Annotated in this window: 17 protein-coding genes; 9 read left to right on the top strand and 8 right to left on the bottom strand. The window is 65.5% G+C overall.

The window, feature by feature from the left end:
• Nucleotides 1–48: 48 nt before the first annotated feature.
• Both VF329_14750 and VF329_14745 read right to left on the bottom strand, forming a co-directional pair.
• Nucleotides 49–3,036, bottom strand: a complete 2,988-nt coding sequence (locus tag VF329_14750) for a TonB-dependent receptor (protein HEX7082264.1) — start codon at nt 3,034–3,036, stop codon at nt 49–51.
• Between the two features lie 323 nt (nt 3,037–3,359).
• Nucleotides 3,360–6,428, bottom strand: coding sequence for a TonB-dependent receptor plug domain-containing protein (locus tag VF329_14745; protein HEX7082263.1), 3,069 nt, complete (start codon nt 6,426–6,428; stop codon nt 3,360–3,362).
• A gap of 657 nt (nt 6,429–7,085) precedes the next feature.
• On the opposite strand from VF329_14745, the gene VF329_14740 reads away from it, so the two are divergent.
• Complete coding sequence (locus VF329_14740) at nt 7,086–7,970, top strand: VOC family protein (GenBank protein ID HEX7082262.1); 885 nt, start codon at nt 7,086–7,088, stop codon at nt 7,968–7,970.
• 67 nt (nt 7,971–8,037) lie between these two features.
• Here VF329_14740 and VF329_14735 read toward each other — a convergent pair whose 3' ends face one another.
• From VF329_14735 to VF329_14720, 4 genes are all read right to left on the bottom strand, one after another.
• Complete coding sequence (locus tag VF329_14735) at nt 8,038–8,499, bottom strand: DUF6152 family protein (GenBank protein HEX7082261.1); 462 nt, start codon at nt 8,497–8,499, stop codon at nt 8,038–8,040.
• A gap of 66 nt (nt 8,500–8,565) precedes the next feature.
• Nucleotides 8,566–9,456, bottom strand: a complete 891-nt coding sequence (locus tag VF329_14730; GenBank protein ID HEX7082260.1) for a hypothetical protein — start codon at nt 9,454–9,456, stop codon at nt 8,566–8,568.
• Between the two features lie 443 nt (nt 9,457–9,899).
• Nucleotides 9,900–11,318, bottom strand: a complete 1,419-nt coding sequence (locus VF329_14725; GenBank protein HEX7082259.1) for an MBL fold metallo-hydrolase — start codon at nt 11,316–11,318, stop codon at nt 9,900–9,902.
• A gap of 184 nt (nt 11,319–11,502) precedes the next feature.
• Nucleotides 11,503–12,855, bottom strand: a complete 1,353-nt coding sequence (locus VF329_14720; GenBank protein HEX7082258.1) for a hypothetical protein — start codon at nt 12,853–12,855, stop codon at nt 11,503–11,505.
• 151 nt (nt 12,856–13,006) lie between these two features.
• Between VF329_14720 and VF329_14715 the strand changes: the two genes are divergently transcribed.
• The 8 genes from VF329_14715 (at nt 13,007) to VF329_14680 (ending at nt 20,731) form a co-directional block, all read left to right on the top strand.
• On the top strand, nt 13,007–13,852 hold the full coding sequence (locus VF329_14715) for a prolyl oligopeptidase family serine peptidase (protein ID HEX7082257.1): 846 nt from the start codon (nt 13,007–13,009) through the stop codon (nt 13,850–13,852).
• 61 nt (nt 13,853–13,913) lie between these two features.
• The gene (locus tag VF329_14710; GenBank protein ID HEX7082256.1) at nt 13,914–15,029 is read left to right on the top strand and encodes an FAD-dependent oxidoreductase; all 1,116 of its coding nucleotides are present in this window, start codon (nt 13,914–13,916) and stop codon (nt 15,027–15,029) included.
• A 27-nt stretch (nt 15,030–15,056) separates the two neighbouring features.
• On the top strand, nt 15,057–15,959 hold the full coding sequence (locus tag VF329_14705; GenBank protein ID HEX7082255.1) for a VOC family protein: 903 nt from the start codon (nt 15,057–15,059) through the stop codon (nt 15,957–15,959).
• 4 nt (nt 15,960–15,963) lie between these two features.
• Nucleotides 15,964–17,151, top strand: a complete 1,188-nt coding sequence (locus VF329_14700; protein HEX7082254.1) for a prolyl oligopeptidase family serine peptidase — start codon at nt 15,964–15,966, stop codon at nt 17,149–17,151.
• A complete protein-coding gene (locus VF329_14695) occupies nt 17,148–17,714 on the top strand; it encodes a cupin domain-containing protein (GenBank protein HEX7082253.1) in 567 nt (188 codons plus the stop codon). The genes VF329_14700 and VF329_14695 overlap by 4 nt, the downstream gene beginning before the upstream one ends.
• 28 nt (nt 17,715–17,742) lie before the next feature.
• On the top strand, nt 17,743–18,747 hold the full coding sequence (locus tag VF329_14690; protein ID HEX7082252.1) for a fumarylacetoacetate hydrolase family protein: 1,005 nt from the start codon (nt 17,743–17,745) through the stop codon (nt 18,745–18,747).
• Between the two features lie 155 nt (nt 18,748–18,902).
• On the top strand, nt 18,903–19,775 hold the full coding sequence (locus VF329_14685; GenBank protein HEX7082251.1) for an aldolase/citrate lyase family protein: 873 nt from the start codon (nt 18,903–18,905) through the stop codon (nt 19,773–19,775).
• Entirely contained in the window at nt 19,772–20,731 is a 960-nt protein-coding gene (locus tag VF329_14680; GenBank protein ID HEX7082250.1) for a peptidyl-alpha-hydroxyglycine alpha-amidating lyase family protein, read from the top strand. Before VF329_14685 ends, VF329_14680 begins: the two co-directional genes overlap by 4 nt.
• A 128-nt stretch (nt 20,732–20,859) precedes the next feature.
• On the opposite strand, the gene msrB is transcribed toward VF329_14680, so the two are convergent.
• Nucleotides 20,860–21,336 carry a peptide-methionine (R)-S-oxide reductase MsrB gene (gene msrB / locus VF329_14675; protein ID HEX7082249.1) on the bottom strand — a complete coding sequence of 159 codons (477 nt, stop codon included), beginning with the start codon at nt 21,334–21,336 and terminating at the stop codon, nt 20,860–20,862.
• Between the two features lie 37 nt (nt 21,337–21,373).
• The coding region (locus VF329_14670; GenBank protein ID HEX7082248.1) for an NADP-dependent oxidoreductase at nt 21,374–22,048 on the bottom strand (675 nt) is incomplete at its 5' end.

Raw genomic sequence — 22,048 nt, 5'->3', positions numbered from 1 at the left:
TGTCTCACATCGCGAGTAGATACACTGGCCCGCTTCGCCCCGACCTCCTTAGTAGTAGAAGTTCATGCTCAACTGGTAACGCCTTCCATACGTGTCGTAACCCGTCGGGACGGTCTGGGCCGAGCCGTCCCCGCCGTAGCTCGGGACGATCGGGGGCGGACGATCGAACAGATTGTTGATGTTGAGCGACAGGCTCCACCGCGACCAGTCGTAGCTGAAACGCAGGTTGGTGTAATTGCCGGACGACACGGTGTTGTCGTCCACATCGACGCCTTCCACCCAGTCGATATCCCTCTTGGTTTCCGCAATGTAGCGCTGCTGCAGCTGAATGCTGTAAGGCCCGACGCTATATCCCAGCGTGCCGATCATGGTCAGGTCCGGCGAGCCCAGCTCACCCGCGATATCCCGGGGCGTTCCGTCGAGAGGCGTGTCGGATCGCTCTATGGTGTAGCCCGCCAGCAGGCGCAAAGAAAGCGTTTCCTCTTGGCTGCTGAAGAAGTCGGGCTCGGTGCCGTAGGCTGCCTCGAAATCCACGCCTTCGACGCGCGCCTTCGCCACGTTCACGTACCCGTTCTCGATCAGCACAATCAAGTTGGACGCGGGATCCCGGTCGATCAGGCTGCAGAAGCTGTTCACTTTGTCGATGTAGCAGCCATCCACGATGCGCTGGGCGCCGAGCGTATCCACCGCATCACGCACATCGACTTCATACCAGTCGGTCGACAACTGCAGGCCCGGGATCCGGCGAGGCTGGTACACGAGACCGAAAACGTGCGTATCGGCGACTTCCGGTCGCAGCCTCGGGTTTCCCCCCGATCTCGCCGAGGTCGGGTATGTGGTGTGGGTAATCGGGTCGTCGACCGTGGCGCCGCCGCCTCCGCGGTTGTCGAACAGCTCCTGGAAGGTAGGCTCACGCACGTCGCGGGACTTGGTGGCACGCAGCCTGAGCTGTTCGAGCACCTGGTAGTCGAGACCGATCTTCCACGCTTCGATCTGCCCCGAACGGGAGTAATCGGAGGACCGGTAGGCGGCGCTGCCGTCCAGACGCCGGGAGCTCGACGGCGAATCCCACAGCGGCATGTTCAGCTCGGCGAAAACTTCCCAGACATCCATGTCTCCCTGCGTGTTACGGGCCGACGTAAAGCGGTGCACCGTCTCACTGCCGCCGCTGTACAGGGGTGCTATGCCCTGGATACCCAGCTCGGGCGCATTGAAGGGAGGGCCGAACTCGTAGACATCCGAATTGATGCGTTGCACGAACGACTGTTCACGCCAGGTTAGACCGGAGGCGAAGGACAGCGGTCCGGCCCAGCCCTGCCAGAGCTCGCCGGTCACCAGCAGCTCGGCAAAGTCCTGCTCGATGTGCTGAGTGTCTTCTCTGGGCGACTGCGTATAGGCTTCGGCAGCATCGCTGATCGTGCCCGCCCCCATGATGTTATAGGGAACGCAGTTTTCGATGCTGCCATCGAGCGCTACCGGAGATCGCAGCTGCTCGCCCTCGGCATTCAGCTCGCCTTGGATAAGAGGCGTAGCGGCCAGTTGTTCCTCGGTGGGATTGAAGAGCTGCACCCGACAGACAATGTCGCCGTTCTCGTCCCTGACGGCGTCCATGCCGAGGAACATTCGATCGATACGAGTCTGCCCGTAGAGGCCGGCAAGACCGTCGGACTGCCCGGTCTGCCAGGAGAACCGCATATCCCAGCCGTTCGGCATCTGCCAGTCCACGCCGACGCTCCAGGAGACGGTGTCGTATATCGCCTTGCCGTCTCCCAACCCGATGGAATTGTCGCCCAGAAACGTGCCGGACTTCTGCAGCCCGAAGGAATCGATGCCGGCAGCATCCATGGCCTCGGCAACCACGTCGGGCAGAAAGGCATTGTCACGGTAGACGGTAGCCTTCCAGCCGCCGCGGAGCACGTAGTCGCTCCGGCGATTAGGAGAGTTCGATTCGGAACGCCCCACGAGGATCTGGGCGAAACCGGATAGCGAGTCGGTGAAGTCGTACTGGACCGCTGCGAATGCCGATCGACCAACTGTTTCCGCACCGTAGGGGCCGTTATCGAAGGCTCGGGTAGCGATCTCCGCTTCCGGCCCGCCGGACTGATTGTTGGTCCCCACGACATCGCCCCTGGCGAGGGGGCGGACGCTCTTCCCGTCCTCGGTGAAGGTGTAGCCGTCCAGCGCAAAGCCCGGCTGATCGATGACACCCATCGGGTTCATCTCCAGCGAGTTCACCCAGGGCAGCGTCAATCGCTCCGGTACGCCCGGCGGAGCGCCGGGCGACCACTCGGGATTCGTCACATAGCCCCAGTTCTTCCACCAACTGGAATCGAGATCCTCGGGCGCACGCTGAATCTGCGCGATGCGACGTGCTTCCACGGAACCGATCAGGTGCAGGCGGTCGTTCAACAGGCCGGTGCCGCCCGCTACGGAGAACTCCCAGCGTTCGCCGTCACCCCATTCGGTGATACCGGTCGCGGCGGAGGCTCTGAAGCCCTCGAATTCCCGATCGAGCACGAAGTTGACCACACCGCCGAGCGCGTCGGCCCCGTAGGCCGCGGACGCACCGCCTGTCACGACTTCGACTGATCTAAGCAGGGCGGTCGGAAACGCATCGACATTCACGGCGTTCGAGGAGCTGGTCGGAACGACACGGGAGCCGTCGAACAGCACCAGCGTGCGGTCGGATCCCAGATTCCGCAGATTGAGGCGCGAAGAGCCGGAGCCGAAATTCAGGGCACCGGTGGATTCCTGAGTACTCAGATTGTTGAAAAACTGCGGCAGAAGCTCGAGCTGCTCCGCCACGGTGCCTCCCGGATCGAAACTGGTGAGTTCGGCTGGGTCGATCGCGGTGACCGGAACCGGGCTGACCATATTATCCGTCTGGCGGATACGAGAACCCGTTACGGTGATTTCTTCCACCGCATTCCCCTGCGCCAGTGCTTGCTGGTCGAAGAGCACCACGGAGCCCAGGGCGGCAGCTACGGAATAGGCAATGGGCGCCCTGCGCAACCGCTGCTTTTCGAGAGTCCTCACGATCGTCCCCCTCCCTGATCGTTCTTATCCCTCCATCATTGTTGCAAAGGGCGACGAAATAGTGAATTCCCTGGGAGCGGCGGGCTCATGCAGCAGCGGAAAAACTCTCGGGCAGCGTCATTTCTGCTGACCGGTATTTGCGGGCACCGCTAAGTCGACTCGGGCGGGTAAAGCCTAATACGGCCGCGATTGCGGCCGAATCAGAAAGGAGCCGGCGATGCGCGAAGGCCGGTTCAGCGGGGAGGAAGAGATGCGCAGAAAAAAATCGGCGAGGGCGCAACCGCGCCTCTCGCCGATGACCTGTCACCGCACGTGGTGAATCGTCAGTAGTTCACCCGAACACCGGCCACGAATCGACGGCCGATCGTGTCGTACAGGATGGAGTTGGGCCCACCGACGCCCGCTCGACCGATCGACGAGTAGGTATCCGGGGGCGCCTCGTCGAAGAGATTGTTGGCGGTGAAGAAGAACTGCCACGGAGCCGAGCCGTCGCGACCGCTGAACTTGAAGGTGAGGTCGGTGTACGCAACGGAGCTCACCGTATTGTCGTCGACGTCGACGCCTTCGACGAAGTTCCTGTTCATCGTGCCGCCGTCGATATAGCGCTCCTGGAGGAACACCGACCACGGCCCGCGCGAATACGTCAGGCTCGTCGTGACCTTGTTCTGCGGCAAGCCGGCTCCGATATCCCCGGCGCGATCGTCCCGCGGGCTCCCCGGAGTCAGAATGGAGTTCTCGTTGAGTCGTGTGGCGAGCAAGCGCCAACCCAGCGTCCCGCCTGCGAGATCGACCCCCGTGAAGTTGAGCTCCGCGTCGACGCCGCTGAGCTTCTGATTGGACAGATTGATGAAGAGGTTGTCGACGCGAACGATCTGATTCTCGTTGTCGCGGACCACGAACTCGCACACCGACGCCGTGCCGCCGGACTGGAAGCAGGTATCCACGATGTCCTGCGCGCCCAGCTGGCCGATCGCGCCGTCGAGGTCGATGTCGTACCAGTCGAGCGTCATCGAGAACCGTTCCAGCGGCTCGTAGACGATGCCGATCGTGTTCGTCGACGCCGTCTCGAGACCGACGTTGGGGTTGCCGCCCGAGAACGATGCAGTGCTGATCGTGTCGTTGTTGTGCAGCGGATCACGGACGTTCACGCCGCCGCGCTGCTGCTCGAACCGTTCTCGAAGCGTCGGGGCGCGCACGTCCTGCGACCGCGTGGCCCGGATCCTGAGCTCGGGCGTAGCCTGAAACGACACACCGCTCTTCCACGCCGGCTCGTTGCCGCTGCCCGTGTAGCTGGCCATGCGGTAGGCCTCGTCGAGATTCAGCCTGCCGTCGAACAGCGGAATGCGGAACTCGAAGAACGCCTCCCGCACGCTGTATCCGCCCTCGACCGACCGCTGGCTCGAGAAGAGCACCGTGCTCGAGTTCGCGTCGCCGGCGAACCCGGGGGGCACGTGCCTCAATCCGGGAATGCCGTTATTGGGATCGGTCTCCGGAAGGATTCCGCGGAGCTCAGGCGACATCAGCCCCAGGTCGCTCAACCGCACGTTATCGACCGTGCACGGAAACTCGTCGCAAGGATCGATGGTTCGAACGCGCAAATCCTGCTGTCGCCAAGAGAGGCCGAAAGCGGCCGAGATCGGGCCGAGCACGCCGTCGTCGGAACCGCGCGTGAGATCGCCCGTCAACGTGACCTCCGCGTCGTATTCCGAGGTTCTCCCGCGCGCGATCTTGCCGTTCTGGTCGGTGACGTAGGCGGCCGCCTCGGGGGTTACGGCGTCGACGCCCCCGAACAGATTGATCGGCACGCACTTGTCGAAAATGCCCGGGTTGAACAGCGTGACGCGGCATACCGGATCGCCGTCGGGGCCTTCCACCGCGTCCAGCGCGAGGAACAAGCGGTCCGTGCGCATGCCGGCCGGAACGATCGTGTCCTGCTTGTTTTGCGCGTACTGCACATAGCTGTCCAGCACCCAGCCGCCCGCGAGGAAATCGTCCGACAGGTCGTGACTGAAGCCGGTCGCGAACTGCCCGTAGCGGTTCTTGCCCTGCAATCGTCCGCCCGAGAACGGGTTGCCGGGCGTGTTCGGCGTAAAGATCGCGAAGCCGATGGACTCCCGGCCTTCGGCCTCCAGCGTGGCCCGGATGTCGTCGGGCAGGAACGGGTTGTCGGCGAAAACCCTGCTCTGCCACGGCCCGAGAAGCGCGGCGGTTTGCCAGACGGGGTCCGTGAAGTTCTCCGCGAGAAGCGTTTCGACGAAGAAGGTGCTGCGGTCGCTCACATCGTAGTCGAAATGCGCGAACAGGCTCGTGCGGTCGGCCGGCGTATCGATCTGCGTATCCGAATCTACGCCGTACTCCAAAGTCGGCAGGGCTTGGCAGTTGCAACCGCCGCTCAACTGGCCGATGCCGCTGAAGGGGAGCTTCCGGTGGGCGCCCGAGCCATCGGGCAAGAATTCCACGTGATCGAGCGACGAGGTGGGCAACACGACGTTGCCGTCGTCATCGAGCACCGCCGGGCCGAGGAGAATGCCGCCGGCAGTGAAGTTCGTCGGGGCCACGAACCGCCTCGTCAGGAAGGTCGGACCATCCGGGTGCGGATTCGTGACCAGCGCGTTCTGCTGGTAGAAGTCGCTGCGGTCCAGCAACGAATCGAGAGACTCGATGCCGTCCGTCTCGAAGTACTCCGCCGACGCGATGATGTGCCCGCGCTCTCCGATGTCGGTGCCGTACGCAACGCTCAACTCGTAGTTGTCGCCGTCGCCATACGTCGTCGTGCCGTACTGCGCTGAATACTTGATGCCGTCGAAGCCCGAGTCGAGACGAAAGTTCACGACGCCGGACACCGCGTCGGCGCCGTACGCCGCCGACGCGCCGCCGGTGACCGCCTCGACGCTTCGAATGAGCGCTTCGGGGATGATGCCGATGTCGACCGTGCCGAATTTGTTGGCGGGACCGAGACGGCGCCCGTCGAGCAGCACCAGTGTGCGTTCCGCGCCGGCGCCCCGCAGGTTGACGTTGCTGCCGCCGGCAGCGACGGCGCCGCCGACCGCCTGCTGAGTCGTGATCGTGTTATAGAACTGCGGCAACTGCTTCAGCGCGTCGACCATCGTGCCCGGCGCCATGGTTGCCAGATCGTCCGCCGTCACGGCCGTCACCGGCGTCGGCGTGTTCACGCCGGAAGTGGCGATGCGCGAACCGGTGACCAGCACCTCCTCGACGGGGCCGGACTCTTGAGCGAAGACCGTGCCTCCGACCAATGCGGCCGCGACGGCGAGCGCGCACGCGCGAACGCGAGGCGTGCCGAGCGGCACACGGGCGGTCTCGAGCGACCGGCCGTCGTAACGGTTATCACGTGCGTGAGCCTGGCTGCGCTGCGAAAACTGAGCGTTCATGTCTCCCCCTTGTCTATTCGCCCGAGCGGATTGCCTCCGCTGCGTCGGCAACGGCGTTTCCCGCCCGGGGCCTCCCCTGACCGCGCTCGCATTCCCGCGCGGTCATTGACGCCCCGGCGACCAACCGGATGCTTTGGACAAAAGCGAATCTGTGCCGCCGACCACGATTCGACCGTCGGTCGGCTGACCCTCGGCGACTACTGCGCTCTCCCTAGCACGCCGGAAATCCATGCGGGACGTAGTATTACCACAACGTTCTCGTAGCCGCAACAACTGGTCGAGACACGGGGTTGTCGCACGAAGGCCACAATGGCGGCTGCTCGGGAACCGCGCGTGAACGTTCGGCCGCCCGGCATCGTCGGTCTGCTCCGCGGCAGAAGCGAACCAGCCTGGACGCTGGAGCGCCTGCGCGCAATCGATCGCGGCGTCGGCCACGTTGGCGTTGGCGATTGGCGCGAATACCGCGATGTTCAGCGTCCTCGATTCCGTTCTGCTCCAACCCCTTCCGTACCGGTCTCCGGAACAGCTGGTGATGTCGTGGACCGAGGATCCGACACAGAACATTCGCGAGGGTCGATATGTCATTATTCTTGGGCCCTCGCCCGCCGCGGGAGCGTGCGATCCGGAGGTCGCGGAAAGGTGTTGGGAGGAATAGTCGTGGGGCACGCCGTGGTCGTCATCAAGCGCTGGGCGATGTTGCCGATCTCGGTGCTATTCCTCGTTTCGCCTTCGGGCCATGCCGAGCTGTCGAACCGTGACGCGCGCGTGATAGTCGGCCATTACCACCTCAACGTCACCAGCATCGAAGCGCACAAGAGGTTCTGGGTGGACACCCTCGGCGGCAAAGCCGTCGAGCTCGGGCCCGGGCTCGACGTCATCGAATTTCCCGATGTCTACCTCTTTCTGAACGAGCAGGCGCCCACGGGCCCGACGCGCGGCACGTCGTTCGACCACATCGGCTTCGCTGTTCCCGACGTGCCGGCGGTGGCCGCGAGGGCCGTCGCCAACGGCTACGAGCTCACCGTCGGCCGCGAGCCCGGTCCAGGTGAGACGGCGAGTCTACCCACGGCCGGCAACTACGGGCGCTTTGCTTACCTGCTCGGCCCGGACGGCGTGAAGGTCGAGCTCGTCACGAACATGGATTCGGACGCCCCGCCGATCAAGCACCATCACGTGCATTTCGTGAACAAGGAGTTCGTCGGGATGCAGCAGTGGTACATGAAGGCGTTCGACGCGACGCTGCGGCCGGGGCAGACCGACTATTTCATCGGCGCCGACCTGCCGGGCGTCGGCTACATGCTGAACTTTTTTTCCTGGCTCCCGGAAGAAGCGCTCGTGCCGACGCGCGGCCGCGTCGTCGATCACGTCGGCTTCGAGGTCAGAGACCTCGAGCGATTCTGCGAAGAGCTCGAGGCGAAGGGCATCGAGCTCACCGAGCCGTATCATGTCGACGACGCGCATGGCGGCATTGCCGTCGCGACGCTCACCGACCCTTACGGCGTTTCGATCGAGCTCACGGAAGGTCTGCGCAAGACCGACTGAGCTCGGGGCGGTCGCGCCATTGCCCCGAAGGGGCCGGCCCGGGCCGCGCCGTTACCCTCCGCTGCCTTTACGGTGTCTTGCCCTGGCTCGACCCGGCAAACAGACGCACGCCTTCGGCCGTGGTCACGACTCGCGCATTACCGTGCCGACTGTCGTCGCGTGCACGCGATCCCTCGATCGTTACGGTTTCACCGAGACCCAGCGAATTGCGGCTCCAACCCTGGCGCATCAGGCCGTTCGGGCTCGCCAGCTCGAACCCCCAATCGCCGGGCTCGTCCGCACCAATCGTCCTGCATGCCCACTCCTCGTCGCTGCTGGAGTCGCGCAGATTCGCGCTCCCGCGCCGCTCACACACCTCGTGCGCAGTTAGATAGACCCACGCGTGCGGATTCGTCCATTCGACCTCGGTGACTTCGCCTGTGACCTTGAGCTGCCGAGTGGCATCGAACTCGGCGGAGAACGAATGATGGGCCGACAGAGGCGGCGCCGCGAGTATGCCGGCGGCGGCGCACGCGATCGTTCCGACCATTGTCACTACACCGAACCGGCGGCGACTCCTCTTTGCGGCTGAGTAATCCGGCATGCCCCGTACCTCCTAATCCAACTCAATCCTGCGACCGAATTGCTGGTTCTCGTTGCAGATGAACTCGATCAGCTCCTGGTCGGGCAAGAGCCGCTGATCGATTCGCACCGTCCACGGCCTCGTGTAGGCCTTGGGATCGTCGACCGTAAAGTCGATCTGCAGATGACCGTACGTCGGACGCCGGAAGCGCTCGGTGATCTTCGCTTGCCGCGAGTAAGGGCTGCCGTTCACGTCGAGCCAGCCATCGAACGGGCCGTCTTCCGCGCCCCGTAGGTTGTTGGTCTGGACGACAAGGTCATCGCCGTCCCAATAACCGACGGAGTAGCCGTACCACCATGGTTGAGGCTCGCCCTGCGGCGGCAGCTCTCGGCCGTCGATATAGATGTGGCGCAAACCGTAATTGGCTTCGTACTCGATCAGGATCAGCTCGTCGGTCTGAATGATCTTGCGAGGCTGAGGTTGCTGGTGGAACTGGAGAAAACCCATCGGCATGCAGTTGGCATCGGGGTTGTCCTTCGCCTTCGCCGCGAAACGCTGGTCTCGCAAGTTGCGAGCCCACGGAGTGTACGGCAGACCGCCCTCCATGTTCTCGCCCGCTTCGAAGAATGCCGCGATCGGCGGACCTTTTGGATCGAACGGGACAGGGGCGGTCACGACGTCGATCGGGGCGCCCCCGTCCTGCGAACGCCGGTCTTCATCCCGCGGCCCGCTTTGGGTGCGCATCCAGAGCCCGGAGAAATCGGGGTGCCCGTCGGGGGTGCGCGGCGGCGGCGCGTCCATGATCACGTTGCCTTCCGCGTCGCGCGGCGCCGCCGGATCCCGGAACTCCGGCCATTGCGCTGAAGCGCCGGCGGACCAGCCCATTGCTGCGAGGGTGCCCGACAGCGCGAAGAACGCCGTCATCCAGGTGCCTCGCCTTCGGCCCGAGCGCCCGGCTACATCCCGGAATGGTCTCCATTCATGCACGTCTCTGTTCCCCCCTCGGAAGGCGGCCGCGATGCAGGCCGGTTGGATTCTCACTTGCCCCAAAGATAACCCGTAGACCTGCGGCAAGCCTAGCCGCGTTAGTCGTTCGTCCGACCCCCAACCTGACGATTCTGCTGTGTTCCACTGGCGTCTTCGGCGCCGTTCTTGCCACGAGTGGAAGCACGTGAAGCGAGTAGCGCGGCAGCGCGCGCGGCGGGGCTCAACGGTCCCGGTTCGCCGAGCTTGCTGCGGCCCTCGCCAAGCCCCCTGACCGCCTGCTGACTGATGTGGCCACAAACATCGGCCGCGACGGCCTTCTTTTCGTCGTCCCGTGAATTTTTATGGAACCGCCGCTATGGATCCAGTCCGGGACCCGACACCTATCTGGCTGACAACGGCAGCGCTCCGGACGCGTCGTACTGCACGGGGCAGCCGAAGAAGTAAATGCCGGCTTGGACCTGCTCCGAGCAGAAGGCCTGCGCCGCTTCCGACTGGGCCTGAATGTTGGCGAGCGTCTCGTCGATCGGCAGCCCGCCGGGCGGCCCGTGCACCGCGACGTTCAGCACCGGGTCGAGACCGTAGGCATCGATGTTCGCGGACAACGAGCCTGCCCACCAATGCCACGTCCACGCCTCGTCGCCGAGATCGCCCTCCATCGTGATCCGCTCCTCGGGCAGATAGGCGAATACGGCATTCGCCATGTGCGAGTGTCCGAGCACGTGGTAGATGTCGAGCCGACGCGTGTCGTCCTCCAGAACCAGGTGATCGTCGACGGGCACGAACTCGAGATCGTGCGGGCTCATCGCGAGCGCGTCCGGAAAGACGACGGCCGGCCTTTCGATCATCTCGCGGATGATGCCCTCGTTGCCCGCGTGCGAGATCACGGCCAGTCCTCGAGAAACGGCTGCGCGGAGCCCCGCCGTATGATCGAAGTGGTGATGGCTGACGATGACCGCGGTCACCTCTTTGCCCGCCGCGAGCTCGTTCGCTGCGTCGATCCGTGCCAGCGTGTCTGCCGGGCTCCCGCCCGCCTCGAACATCACCAAGTGGTCGGCGAACTCTATGACGGGGCCGCCGTTCGTGCCGACTCGCACATCCCAGACGCCGTCGGCAAGCTCGGTCACGACGACTTCGCGTTCCGCCGCAGGAGGCGCAGCGCCGCCGCGCGGCGCATCGGGAAAGACCGGCAACTGATCCTCCGGAACATCGACCCGGTAGGAGTCGACTTGAAACATCAGCGTGATCTGATCTCGCCAGTCGAGGCGTGTCATCAGACCGTGCGGCAGCCGTATGCCGTCATAGGGCACGTAGCCGGTGAAGTACGACGTCACGGCGACGTCGCCGAGGTTCGCATGAGGTACGATGCGGCGCGTCCACGCCGGCAGCCCCGTGGCGGAGTCGATCGCCATCCAGATCGGCGTGCCGTCCTCGATCGTGAACTGCACGACGGACTGCCCGTCCTCGACCGTGACCGCGCCGAGCGAGGTGCTCGGATCGAGCGCCTCGAGCAGAGCAGGCACCGGATGATCCAGCACGTCCGCGCCCGTCTGCAGCGTCGCGGTCCGATTCCAGCTGTGACCGAAAGGCGCGGCGAACGGGAACATGTAGCTCAGCCGCTCCTGGTTCAGCGCTCGTCCGTTCTTGAGGTCGAAGGTGCGCTGCGCGTCGGCCACCGCCCGCCACTTCGGCGGCGCGTTCACGTCGCCCGTGACATTGCCGCCGCCGTCCTGATAGAGCCGCTGACCGAACCCGGTGAGCACGATGTTGCGGGCGCTCTCGAGGCGCGCAAGGCCTCCCATCGCTTCCGCGGCCGACTCAAGGAGGCGCCGGGCAGCGTCTTCCTGCGCCGCAGCCGGCCCAGCGAGAACGATCAAAGACGCCGCCGCGCTCGCGGCAACACGAAAAAGGCCTCGAAGACGCATCGCCCCCCCTCCCAAGTACACCACGAGCCGTCAGCCTGTCATCGACGACACACCGTTGCCGCTACTCGAAGTCGAATATGTCGTCCTCCGCGGGCGGCTGCATGCCTTGCTCCCAGTACTTTCGCCAGATCTGCGCCCACGGCCGCCCATAAATGTCGGGCACCTCGTACTCGATCACGCGGCCGGGCGTGACCGGCGTCGCCGTCCCCTCGATCGGGAAGATGGTCTGGATGCATTCGGTGTAGACGTACGGCACTGCATCGGGATCGTCGAACTCGGCGATCTTGACCAGCTTCCTGATGATGCGAACCGGCTCGACCAACGCTTCCGGGTCGTACAGGATCGCTTCGTGATTGAGGCCGAGGAAAGCGCCTTCCTCGTCGCGCATTGGCGTGTAGATCTCGATCGCCTGCATCTCGCTCGAATGCTCGAACGCCGAATGCGTCTTCCATCCCTGAATGTTGGAGGTCCAGGTGATGAGCGTGTCCTCGTCCCAGAAGCCGATCGTCTCCCCGTACCAGCGCGGCACGTCGGCACCGAGACGCGGCACGCGGCCCTCCATGTTGAACTCGCGCCCGACGTGTATGTTCGTGATGAAGTTGAGCGCACCGCTCGCCAGAATCTGCACGACTTGGGGCGTCACCAGGATGTAATGATCGTAAGCCGCCCACTCGTGCCAGCGGCGCACGAAGCCTTCCGGCCAGCAAAACTGCGCTGGCCACATCGGCTTGTTCGTGTAGCCGTGGTGATAGACCTCCTGCACGAGACGCGTCTGGTACTCCTCGGTCAGCAGCGACAGGATCGTCGGCACCTGCACGTGACGCATGTTGAACCAGTGCTCGTTATCCGGCACGAAGCGCGGTTGGCGGTAAACGCCGTTCCATTCGTCCCCGGGAACCGTGGCGTACGTGTGCTTGGTCGGTCCGCCGCGTTCGCGCGTCTCCTCGAGCAAGGCCTCGTAGTGCGCTTGTGCGGTATCGAACGGATACGGGCTCACGATCGACTCGCGAGGATAGTCGCGATCGCAGCGGCCCCACGGCGCGGAGCCGGGCGGGTCGTCACCGATGAGGCTCGGGCCGTTGCCGCCCCAAAGACTCTCGATCGCGAGCGGGCTGTTGCAGCGGAAGTAGCGCGGGTCCGTCCACAATTCCCGGTCCGCGTAATAGTCTTTCGACGTGAAGAGATCCCGTGGCAGGGGCTCGATGCCCGGGGGCGTTTCACCGGCACGGGCCGACCCGATGAACTGCCCGTCGGCCGACAGGCTCGCGCCGACCGGCTCGTATTCATTGATATCGTGCTCGAGTGGTGCCGCTCGGCCGACGCTGACGAAACCGATGTCTGCGGCCTGCTGCGCGGCCGCTGCGGTGCCGGCGAGAGACAGTGCGGCTATCGCGACCCGAAAGCTTTGGTTCACGCCTGCCCTCCTCGCGAAGCTCGGGCAAGTATGGCACGGAACCGGCGCTCGAGGGAGCATAGCCGTTGTTCCATTGACACCGCCGGGCGGAATCGCTGAATCTCGTGCTGTCATTCCGAGAAATGACACCATCGAAGGGGAGAACCTCGTCATGCGACTCGAGCTCTCAACACGCGCGACGACTGCCGTCGCGACGATCGCATCCTGTCTGACCCTAACGCTGCTGTCGTCGGCCGCGATCGCGCAGCCTGGCCAGGGACGAACCTGGGCCAGCGATCCGCGCGCCGAAGACCGCACCTACCACTTCGCCGATACCGGCGAGGATCTTCCCTATTGCGTCTTCGCTTCGTCGAAGATTTCCGCCGACGAGCCGGCGCCGTTGATCATTTCCTTGCACGGCCTCGGTGCCCCGCCGCAGATCATGTGCAACTCGACGGCCGTCGATCTCGCCGAGGAAGGCGGCTACATCCTCGCCGCGCCGATGGGTTACAGCGTCGGCGGCTGGTACGGCTCGCCGGTGATACGGGGTCCGGGCGGCCGTAGCTTTGGCGGGGAGAACGCGCCCGAGAATCTCGCCGAGCTCAGCGAGAAGGACGTGATGAACGTGCTCGAGATGGTCCGCGACGAGTTCAACGTCGACGAGAACCGGATCTACCTGACCGGCCACTCCATGGGCGGCGCCGGAACCCTGTTCCTCGGCTCGAAGCACGCCGACATCTGGGCGGCGATCGCGGCGGTCGCGCCGGCGGCCTTTTCGATGACCGAGAACCGTGCAGAGATTCTCGGACGACTCGACGAGGCCGGCGTTCCGGTCATGATCGTCCATGGCAGCGACGACGAGCTCGTGCCAGTCGACCTTGCACGCACGTGGGTCGCAACGATGGAAGAGCTCGGTATGGAGCATGAATACGTCGAGCTACCCGGCATCACCCATGGCCCCATCATCACCGCGAGCCAGGAGCACATCTACGAGTTCTTCGACAAGCACTCGAAGTGAGTCTTACCTTCGCGCTCACCTGTGCCCGCGCGCGGTCGGCTCCATGTGAACAGAGGGAGCGATGCACGAAGCGCGCATTCTGATCATAGGGGCCGGCATCGGCGGGCTCACGGCGGCGATCGCGCTCGGCAAGCGCGGCTTTGCCGTCGAGATGATCGAGCGCGATCCAGAGTGGTCCGTCTACGGCGTCGGGATCATCCAGCAGGCGAATGTCATACGCGCGATGGCCGAGCTCGGTATCGTCAAGGAGTATCTCGATGCCGGGTTCGGTTTCGATCACGTCGACGTGTTCTCGCCCGAGGGCGTCCATCTCGCAAAGGTGCCCTCGCCGAAGCTCGTGGCGGACTACCCGGCGAATTTGGGCATCGGGCGCCGGGCGCTGCACGAGGTCCTGAGTCGTTGCGCACGCGCGGCGGGCGCGCGAATCCGGCTCGGCGTGACGGCGACCTCGATCGACGACCGGGGCGACGAGGTGGAGGTCGCGTTCTCGGACGGCGTCGCGGCGCGCTACGACGTCGTAATCGGCGCCGACGGCTTGAGCTCGACGACCCGCGAGCAGCTGTTCCCGGACGCACCGCGCCCGCAGTTCACGGGTCAAGGCGTGTGGCGTCACAATTTTCCGCGCCCGCCCGAGGTCGTGAGCCTGCACGCTCACGCGGGTCCCATGGGCATGGGGCTGGTGCCGCTCGGCGGCGGGCTCATGTATCTCTTCTTGACCACGCCGGAGCCCGGCAATCCTCACTATCCGCGCGCCGGCCTCGCTCGCGCCATGCGCGACAAGCTGCGCGACGCGCCGCCCTCCATCGCCGAGTATGCGCGTCGAATCACCGACGATGCGGCCGTCGTCTACAAGCCGCTGGAATGGATCCTGCTGCGCGGCGATTGGCACAAAGGCCGCGTCGTGCTGCTCGGAGACGCCGTGCATGCGACGACGCCGCATCTCGGTCAGGGCGCCGGCATGGCGATCGAGGACGCGATCGTGCTCGCCGAGGAGCTCGCGCGCGCGGCCGAGCCGGAGGAAGCGTTCATGGCCTATCGGGCCAGGCGCTTCGAGCGCTGCCGCTATATCGTCGAGCATTCGAAAGCGATCGGCGACAGCCAACTGGGGCTGCTGCCGCCGGTGGACCAGGCCAAGGCTACGGCCGAGATGTTCGAGGTCATCGCGGCGCCGATCTGATGCGGCGTGCAAGCTCGAGGAGGCGACATGTCCAGAGTGTCCGAGATTCGCTACGTCGGCCTTGCGCTGCCCGACCTCGAGGCGGAGCGGCGGTTCTATGCCGACAAGTGGGGTCTGCGCCAGGTCGCCGAGCGTGACGGGCTGATCTACTTCGCGGCCGAGGGCCACGACGAGCTCTTCGTGCTGCGCTTACGGCAGGCAGAGGACAAACGCGTCGATGTGATTGCGCTCGCCGCGCCGAGCGACCGGGACGTCGATGCGCTCTTCGAGAAGGTCGAGGCGGCCGGTTGCCGCGTCGTCCATCCTCCCGGCCCGCTCGTGACGCTCGGCGGCGGCTACGGCTTCCGATTTTTTTCGCTTGACGGCCTGCCGTTCGAGGTCTCGAGCGGCGTCGAGCGAGGGGCGGCTCGGAAGCTCTCCCCGCGTGCTGCGATTCCAGTGCGGATCAGCCACATCGTGCTGCACTCGCCGAATCACAAGGCCGCGGCGGACTTCTTCGTCGATGTGCTCGGCTTTCGCGTGAGCGACTGGCTCGGCGACTTCATGGTGTTTCTGCGCTGCAACGAATGGCACCATCGCATCGCATTGCTGCCCGGCCCGCCGTGCCTCAACCACGTCGCCTACGATGTCGCGAGCATCGACGAGATGATGCGCGGCATCGCGCGGCTCCGCGGCGAAGGCGTCGAGATACGCTGGGGGCCCGGCCGGCACACGGCCGGCAACAATGCGTTCAGCTACTTCGTCACGCCGAACGGCTTCGCCGTCGAATACACGGCCGAGCTCGAGCGCGTGGACGACGCGACGTGGCAGCCGACGGTCTACGAGCCCGGCCCCGGCATCATGGATCAGTGGGGCATCGGCGTCGGCGGGCCGAAAGCGATGCCGCCGGCGGAGCCCGACAAGGGGCTCTTCCAGCCCGCGGGCGTCTAGTGCGATGGCGCTCTTTCAGTACTTCCCGAACAACTACGTCTGGAATCTCTCGGTCAACATGGCGCTCGCGAGCGGCGGGCAGATCGGCGAGATCGAGGACATGTGCCGGCCGTTGCTCGAAGCCGCGGCGCGCGGGGAGGATGCCGGCACGGGGGAGTTCCTCGCGCAGTGGGTCGCCGTCGCCGACAACCTCGTCGGGCTCGCGGCGGAGGACGAAGCGAAAGGGAGGCTCCTTTCGGCGGCGGCGAAGCTGCAGCGCGCGGCACTCTACTATCTCGTTGCGGAGCGGATGCAGGGTCATGGGCATCCGGGCCGCGAGCCGACGTACGCGAAAGCGCAGCGCGCGTTCCGCCATGCGATCGAGATCGGCCGCGAGAACGCCGAGCGGATCGAGATTCCGTATGCCGGCACCGTCATGCCGGCCTTGCTCACCCGCGCCGAAGGCCGCGAAGGCCGAGCGCCATGCGTGCTCTACGTCAACGGCCTCGACAGCTGCAAGGAGCTGCTCTACTGGTCCTCGCTGCCGCACGCGCTCGCGCGCCGCGGCGTTGCAACGCTGTCGGTCGACCAGCCGGGGACCGGGGAATCGCTGCGGCTACATGGCTTGCACGCCACGCACGAGAGCGAGCGCTGGGCGAGCGTGTGCTACGAATGGCTCGCGGCGCGCGACGACATCGACGCCGCGCGCATCGGCATCGTCGGCATCTCGCTCGGGGGCTACTTCGCGCCGCGTGCGATGGCGTTCGAGCCGCGCTTCGCTAGCGGCGCGGCGTGGGGCGCGAACCACGATTGGGCCGAGGTGCAGCGCAAGCGCCTGCAGCGCGAAGGCGAGCATCCCGTGCCGCACTACTGGAACCACGTGATGTGGGTGTTCGGCGCGAGCGACATCGACGACTTTCTCGCGAAATCGGCGGGCGTGCATCTCGACGGGATCCTCGAACGAATCAAGGTGCCGTTCCTCGTCGTGCACGGCGAGCGCGATCGGCAAATTCCGCTCGACTACGCGCGCCGCACGTACGCGGAGCTCGTGAACAGCTCGCGCCGCGAGCTCAAGATTCTCACCGCGCGCGAAGGCGGCGTCGAGCACGTCGGCGCCGACAACATGACCTTCGCGCGCGACTACATCGCCGACTGGTTCGCCGAGACGCTCGGCGGTTCTGTCGGAGGCTATCCGGGAGCGCACGGACAATGAGCGGAGCACCCTTTCGCCGTATCGTCACGGGGCACGATGACCGCGGACGCTCGGTGATCATCGAGGACGGGCCGCCGCCCCGTACGGCGCGTATCGGCGGCGAGCTCGGGCCTCTGTTCTACGAGGTCTGGAACACGCGCGAAACGCCGGCGCGTATCGACCGTGCGGGCGGCGAGCCGCACGAGGACGGCATCACGCTCGCGCCGCCAAAGAGCGGCACCCGCATTCGGGTGCTCGACATCCCCCCGGAGGATCCGCGCTTCAGCGCAATCACGCCGGAGCAGGCGCGGGCGCACTTCGCGGAAGTCGGTGCGGCCGATGCGGCCTCACACACCGGAAGCGGGTCCCGGCACCCGTTCATGCATCGCACCGAGACGATCGACTACGGCATCGTGCTCGAAGGGGAAATCACGCTGATTCTGGACGAGAGCGAGACCGTCGTCCGTGCCGGCGACATCGTGATCCAACGCGGCACGAACCACGGCTGGGCGAACCGGTCCGGCAAGCCGTGCCGCATCGCGTTCATTCTGATCGACGGCCGATTCGACGAGGAGCTCGCATGAGCAAAGCGATTCGCCGGACGGGGCGGACATGAAGCTCGCGACCGAGCGCACCGGCACCGCCGACGGCCGCTTGCTCGTCGTGTCGCGGGATCTCGAGCTCTGCGCACCCGCGGACGGCATCGCCCGTACCTTGCAGGAGGCCCTCGAGCACTGGGATACGGTCGAAGCCGCGCTCGAGGCGCTGTACGAGCGGCTGAACGAACGTCGGATTCCCGATGCGCGCCCGCTCGCCGACGTCGCCCTTGCGGCGCCCCTGCCCCGCGCCTGGCAGTGGCTCGACGGCTCGGTATTCCCTGCCCATGCGGAGCTCATGCAGAAGGCCTTCGACCTGGCGCCGATCGAAACCGAAGGTCCGCTGATGTATCAGGGCATGTCGCATCGCTTCCTGTCGCCGACCGAGGACGTGCCTTTTCCGTCCGAGCAGGACGGCATCGATTTCGAGGGTGAGCTCGGCATCATAACGGGCGAGGTGCCGCTCGGCACGCAGTCCGTGGACGCAGGTCGCTGCATTCGGCTCGCGGTGCAGATCAACGATTGGTCGCTGCGCAGAATGGCGCCGCTCGAGATGAGGACCGGCTTCGGCTTCATCCATGCGAAGCCGGCCTGCAGTCTCGCGCCGATCGCCGTGACGCTCGACGAGCTCGAGAGCGCATGGACCGACGGTCGCATCACCGCGATCTTCGAGGTATGGCGGAACGGGGAGCCGTTCGGGACCGTCCCGGCCACGGAGGCGGCCTACGGCTTCGACGACCTGATCGCGCATGCCGCCCGCACACGCATGCTCTGTGCCGGCACGATCATCGGCTCCGGGACCGTCTCGCACAGCGGTTATCGGCAATACGGCTCGTGCTGCATCGCCGAGCGGCGGGCCATCGAGATCATCGATCACGGTGCGCCGGCGACGCCGTTTCTTTCTTTCGGCGAGCGCGTGCGCATGCAGGCGCGCGCCCCGACGAGCGAGATCCCGCTGTTCGGCGTGATCGACCAGCGCGTCGTCCGGGCCGTCGACCCCGGAACGGCGAGCAGACAATGACCACACTCCGTTCGATCAACCACCCGCGCTCGGCGGCGAACAGGACCCTCGCAGCAGTCCCACGACGCAATTGCATCTCGCATTCCCCCCGGATGACGCTTGGCTCGCGTGCTACGATGGCGAACGATCCTTCCGCGGCTCGAAGGTCGGCGACAATGAGAACGAACAGGTCCGCTCGATCGAGGTTGTTCGAAGCTCTCACGGTGATGGGCGCGGTGACTTTCTCGACAGCCGTCCCGGCGCAGGAGTACTTCAACACGGTAAAGGCGAAGCTCGAGGCCGGAGGTCAGGTGGTCGGAGGAACCGTCACCTCGCCCGACGTGAACGTTTATTGTGCGATGGCGAACGCCGGCTTCGACTTCCTCTGGATCGAGATGCAGCACAGCCCGCTGACCTATTCGGAAGTCGCCACGATGATCCGCGCGTGCCCGGGCCCGGCGATTCCGTTCATCCGGGTGCCCGACGCGACCGAGGGTGACATTCAAAAGGCAGTCGATATCGGTGCGCTCGGCGTGATCGTGCCGATGGTCGACACCATCGAGAAGGTCGAGAACGCCATCACTTTCGCGATGTATCCGCCGCTCGGCAGACGCAGCCAGGGCGGCGGACAATACGGCACGCTGTGGGGACGCGGCTACCGGCAGCAGGCCAACGACAACATCATGATCGTCGCGATGATCGAGAACCCCAAGGGGGTCGAGATCGTCGACGAGATCGCCGCGCTCGAGCACGTCGACGTGGTGTTCGCGGCGAGCTCGGATTTGAGCAGCTTCACCGGCCTGCGCCAGGGCGACCCCGACTACGAGGCGCTCGTCACGCGCATCAAGGACGCGACCTTGGCCGCCGGCAAGTACCTCGCCGGCCCGTTGGCATGGAAGGATACGCGCGACGGCTACACGTTCTTCCAGGGCCCTCCCGAAACGGCGCTGATCCGAGCCGGCGCCCGGCAAGCGCTCGGCGGCGCGCCGGCACCGAGCCTCCCCCGCGGAGTCGCGCCGATCGAGGGAGCGGAGGAGCCCGCGAGATGAAGAAGACGGCTGCGATACTCGCCGCTTTGGCTGTCAGCGCCACGCTGTGGGCCCAGCCGCCCTCCGATCCGCGGTTGCTGATTCCCGAGCAGGCGCCGGCGCTCGACTATCGCTGGGTTCCGGAGCCGCTCGACATCCCGGACGACGTGGAGTTCGGCCTGCCGGCCAGTGTCACGTTCGACGATGACGGTCACCTCTGGGTCTTGAATCGCGGGCCGAATCCCATCGCCGAGTTCGACGAGCACGGCAAGCTGTTGCGCGCTTTCGGCAGCGGGCTCTTCGGGCGCCGTCCGCATGCGCTTCGGCTCGATCCGGACGGCAACATCTGGGTGGCCGACGGCTCGGCGCATATCGTCGTCAAGCTCGATCGGCAAGGCGAAGTCTTGATGACCCTCGGCGTCCGCGGGCAAGCGGGCGATTGGGACGAAGCGGCGGGCACGCGCTTGCTCAATCAGCCGAACGACGTCGCGTTTGCAGCGAACGGCGACTTCTTCATCGCACAAGGTCACCAGCCCGGGGAGCGCGGCGATCCGCGCGTGCTCAAGTTCCGCGCCGACGGGACGTTCGTGAAGTCCTGGGGCGGCAAGGGCGATGCGCCCGGGAAGTTTCAGGTCGCGCACTCGGTCGTCATCGACGACGCCGGCGATCTCTGGGTGATGGATCGCGAGAACTCGCGCATTCAGATCTTCGACCAGGACGGCAACTACCTGCGCGAGCTGAAGTACGCCGGCCTGCCCTGCTCTATCGACTTCGCCGGCGATCACATCTGGATGGTGAACGGCTTCACCGGTCAGCTCTTGCAGCTCGACCGGAGCGGGAAGGTCGTGGCCGCGATGGGATCCCCGGGGGATCGGCCGGATCAATTCGGCGAGGCGCACTTCGTCGCAGCGAGCCCGAGCGGCGAGGTCTACGTGGCGGACGTCACGCGGGGCGTCCACAAGTTCGTGCCGCAGTAAGCGCGAGCTCGGCCCGTTCTCGGTGGCGCGACGCCCCGGGCCGCTTCGCACGCGCTCGTTCCGATTGTCGCCCCCGCCCGCCTAGCACGAGCAGGCGAATGCTCTCCTCGACGAGCGCTGCTGAACCGTTACTCCTCGGCGCCGGTGGCTGGACTCGCCGGAGGACGCTCCTCGACCTGATCGAGATATTCGCCGTAGCCCTCGCTCTCCATGTCGTCGCGATGGATGAACCGCAGCGACGCGGAATTGATGCAGTAGCGCAGCCCCCCGCGATCAGCCGGGCCGTCCGCGAAGACATGGCCGAGGTGGCTGTCACCATGGGTTGATCTAACCTCGGTTCTGATCATTCCATGCGAGGTGTCCCGCGACTCCTTGATGTTTGCGGGAACGATGGGCTTGGTGAAACTCGGCCACCCGCAGCCCGACTCGAACTTATCGGACGACGCGAAGAGAGGCTCGCCCGAGACGACGTCCACGTAGATGCCAGGCTCCTTGTGATCGTTGTATTCCCCGGTGAACGGGCGCTCGGTGCCCGCCTCCTGAGTGACACGACGCTGCTCCGCCGTCAGTCGATCGATCGCCTCTTGCGACTTTTCGTACTTCATGATGAGCCTCCAATGAATATTTTCGCCCTTCGAGTCCTCACGGACGAACGCGAATGATCGTCTTCCCCAGGCGTCGCTCGGTCGAGTTGAAGGCGGCGACGGCTTCGTCCAGGGCCGAGACCGTGCCGATATTCGTCCGCAGTCGTTCGTCCCGCACCCGCTGGACGATCTCACTCAGTTGGGCACGATCGGACTCGACGACGAAGTCGACCGCCAGACCGTCGGCGGGCCGCGCCTCGGGCGGGCCGACGATGGTCACGAGTGTTCCTCCGGCGCGAATCATTTGGGCGGACCGCTTCCCGATGTCGCCGCCGATAACGTCGAACACGAGATCGACTTCACCGACGTCTTCCAAAGCTTCGTTGTCGAGGTCGACGAACTCGCTCGCGCCGAAGTCGAGGGCCGTCTGGCGGTCGGCGGTGCGTCCGGTGCCGATGACGTACGCGCCGAGCTCACGTGCGAGTTGCGTCACCATCGACCCGACTGCGCCGGCCGCGCCGTGCGCGAGGACGCTCTGCCCCACCTGAAGGCGGCCGTGCTGGAACAGTCCCTGCCACGCAGTGAGGCCCGAGATCGGGAGGCTCGCCCCTACCGTGAAGTCGACGTCGCCTGGGAACGGCGCGAGGTTGCGTGCCTCGACGGCCACATACTCTGCGAGGGTGCCGTCGCGATGCCAGTCGGTGAGACCGAACACCCGCTGCCCCACCGACAG

The organism is Gammaproteobacteria bacterium (genome assembly GCA_036381015.1).
In the GTDB taxonomy this organism is placed as follows: domain Bacteria; phylum Pseudomonadota; class Gammaproteobacteria; order Steroidobacterales; family Rariloculaceae; genus ZC4RG20.
Note: the sequence above shows the minus strand (reverse complement) of the source record. Positions and strands in the feature narration are given on the sequence as shown.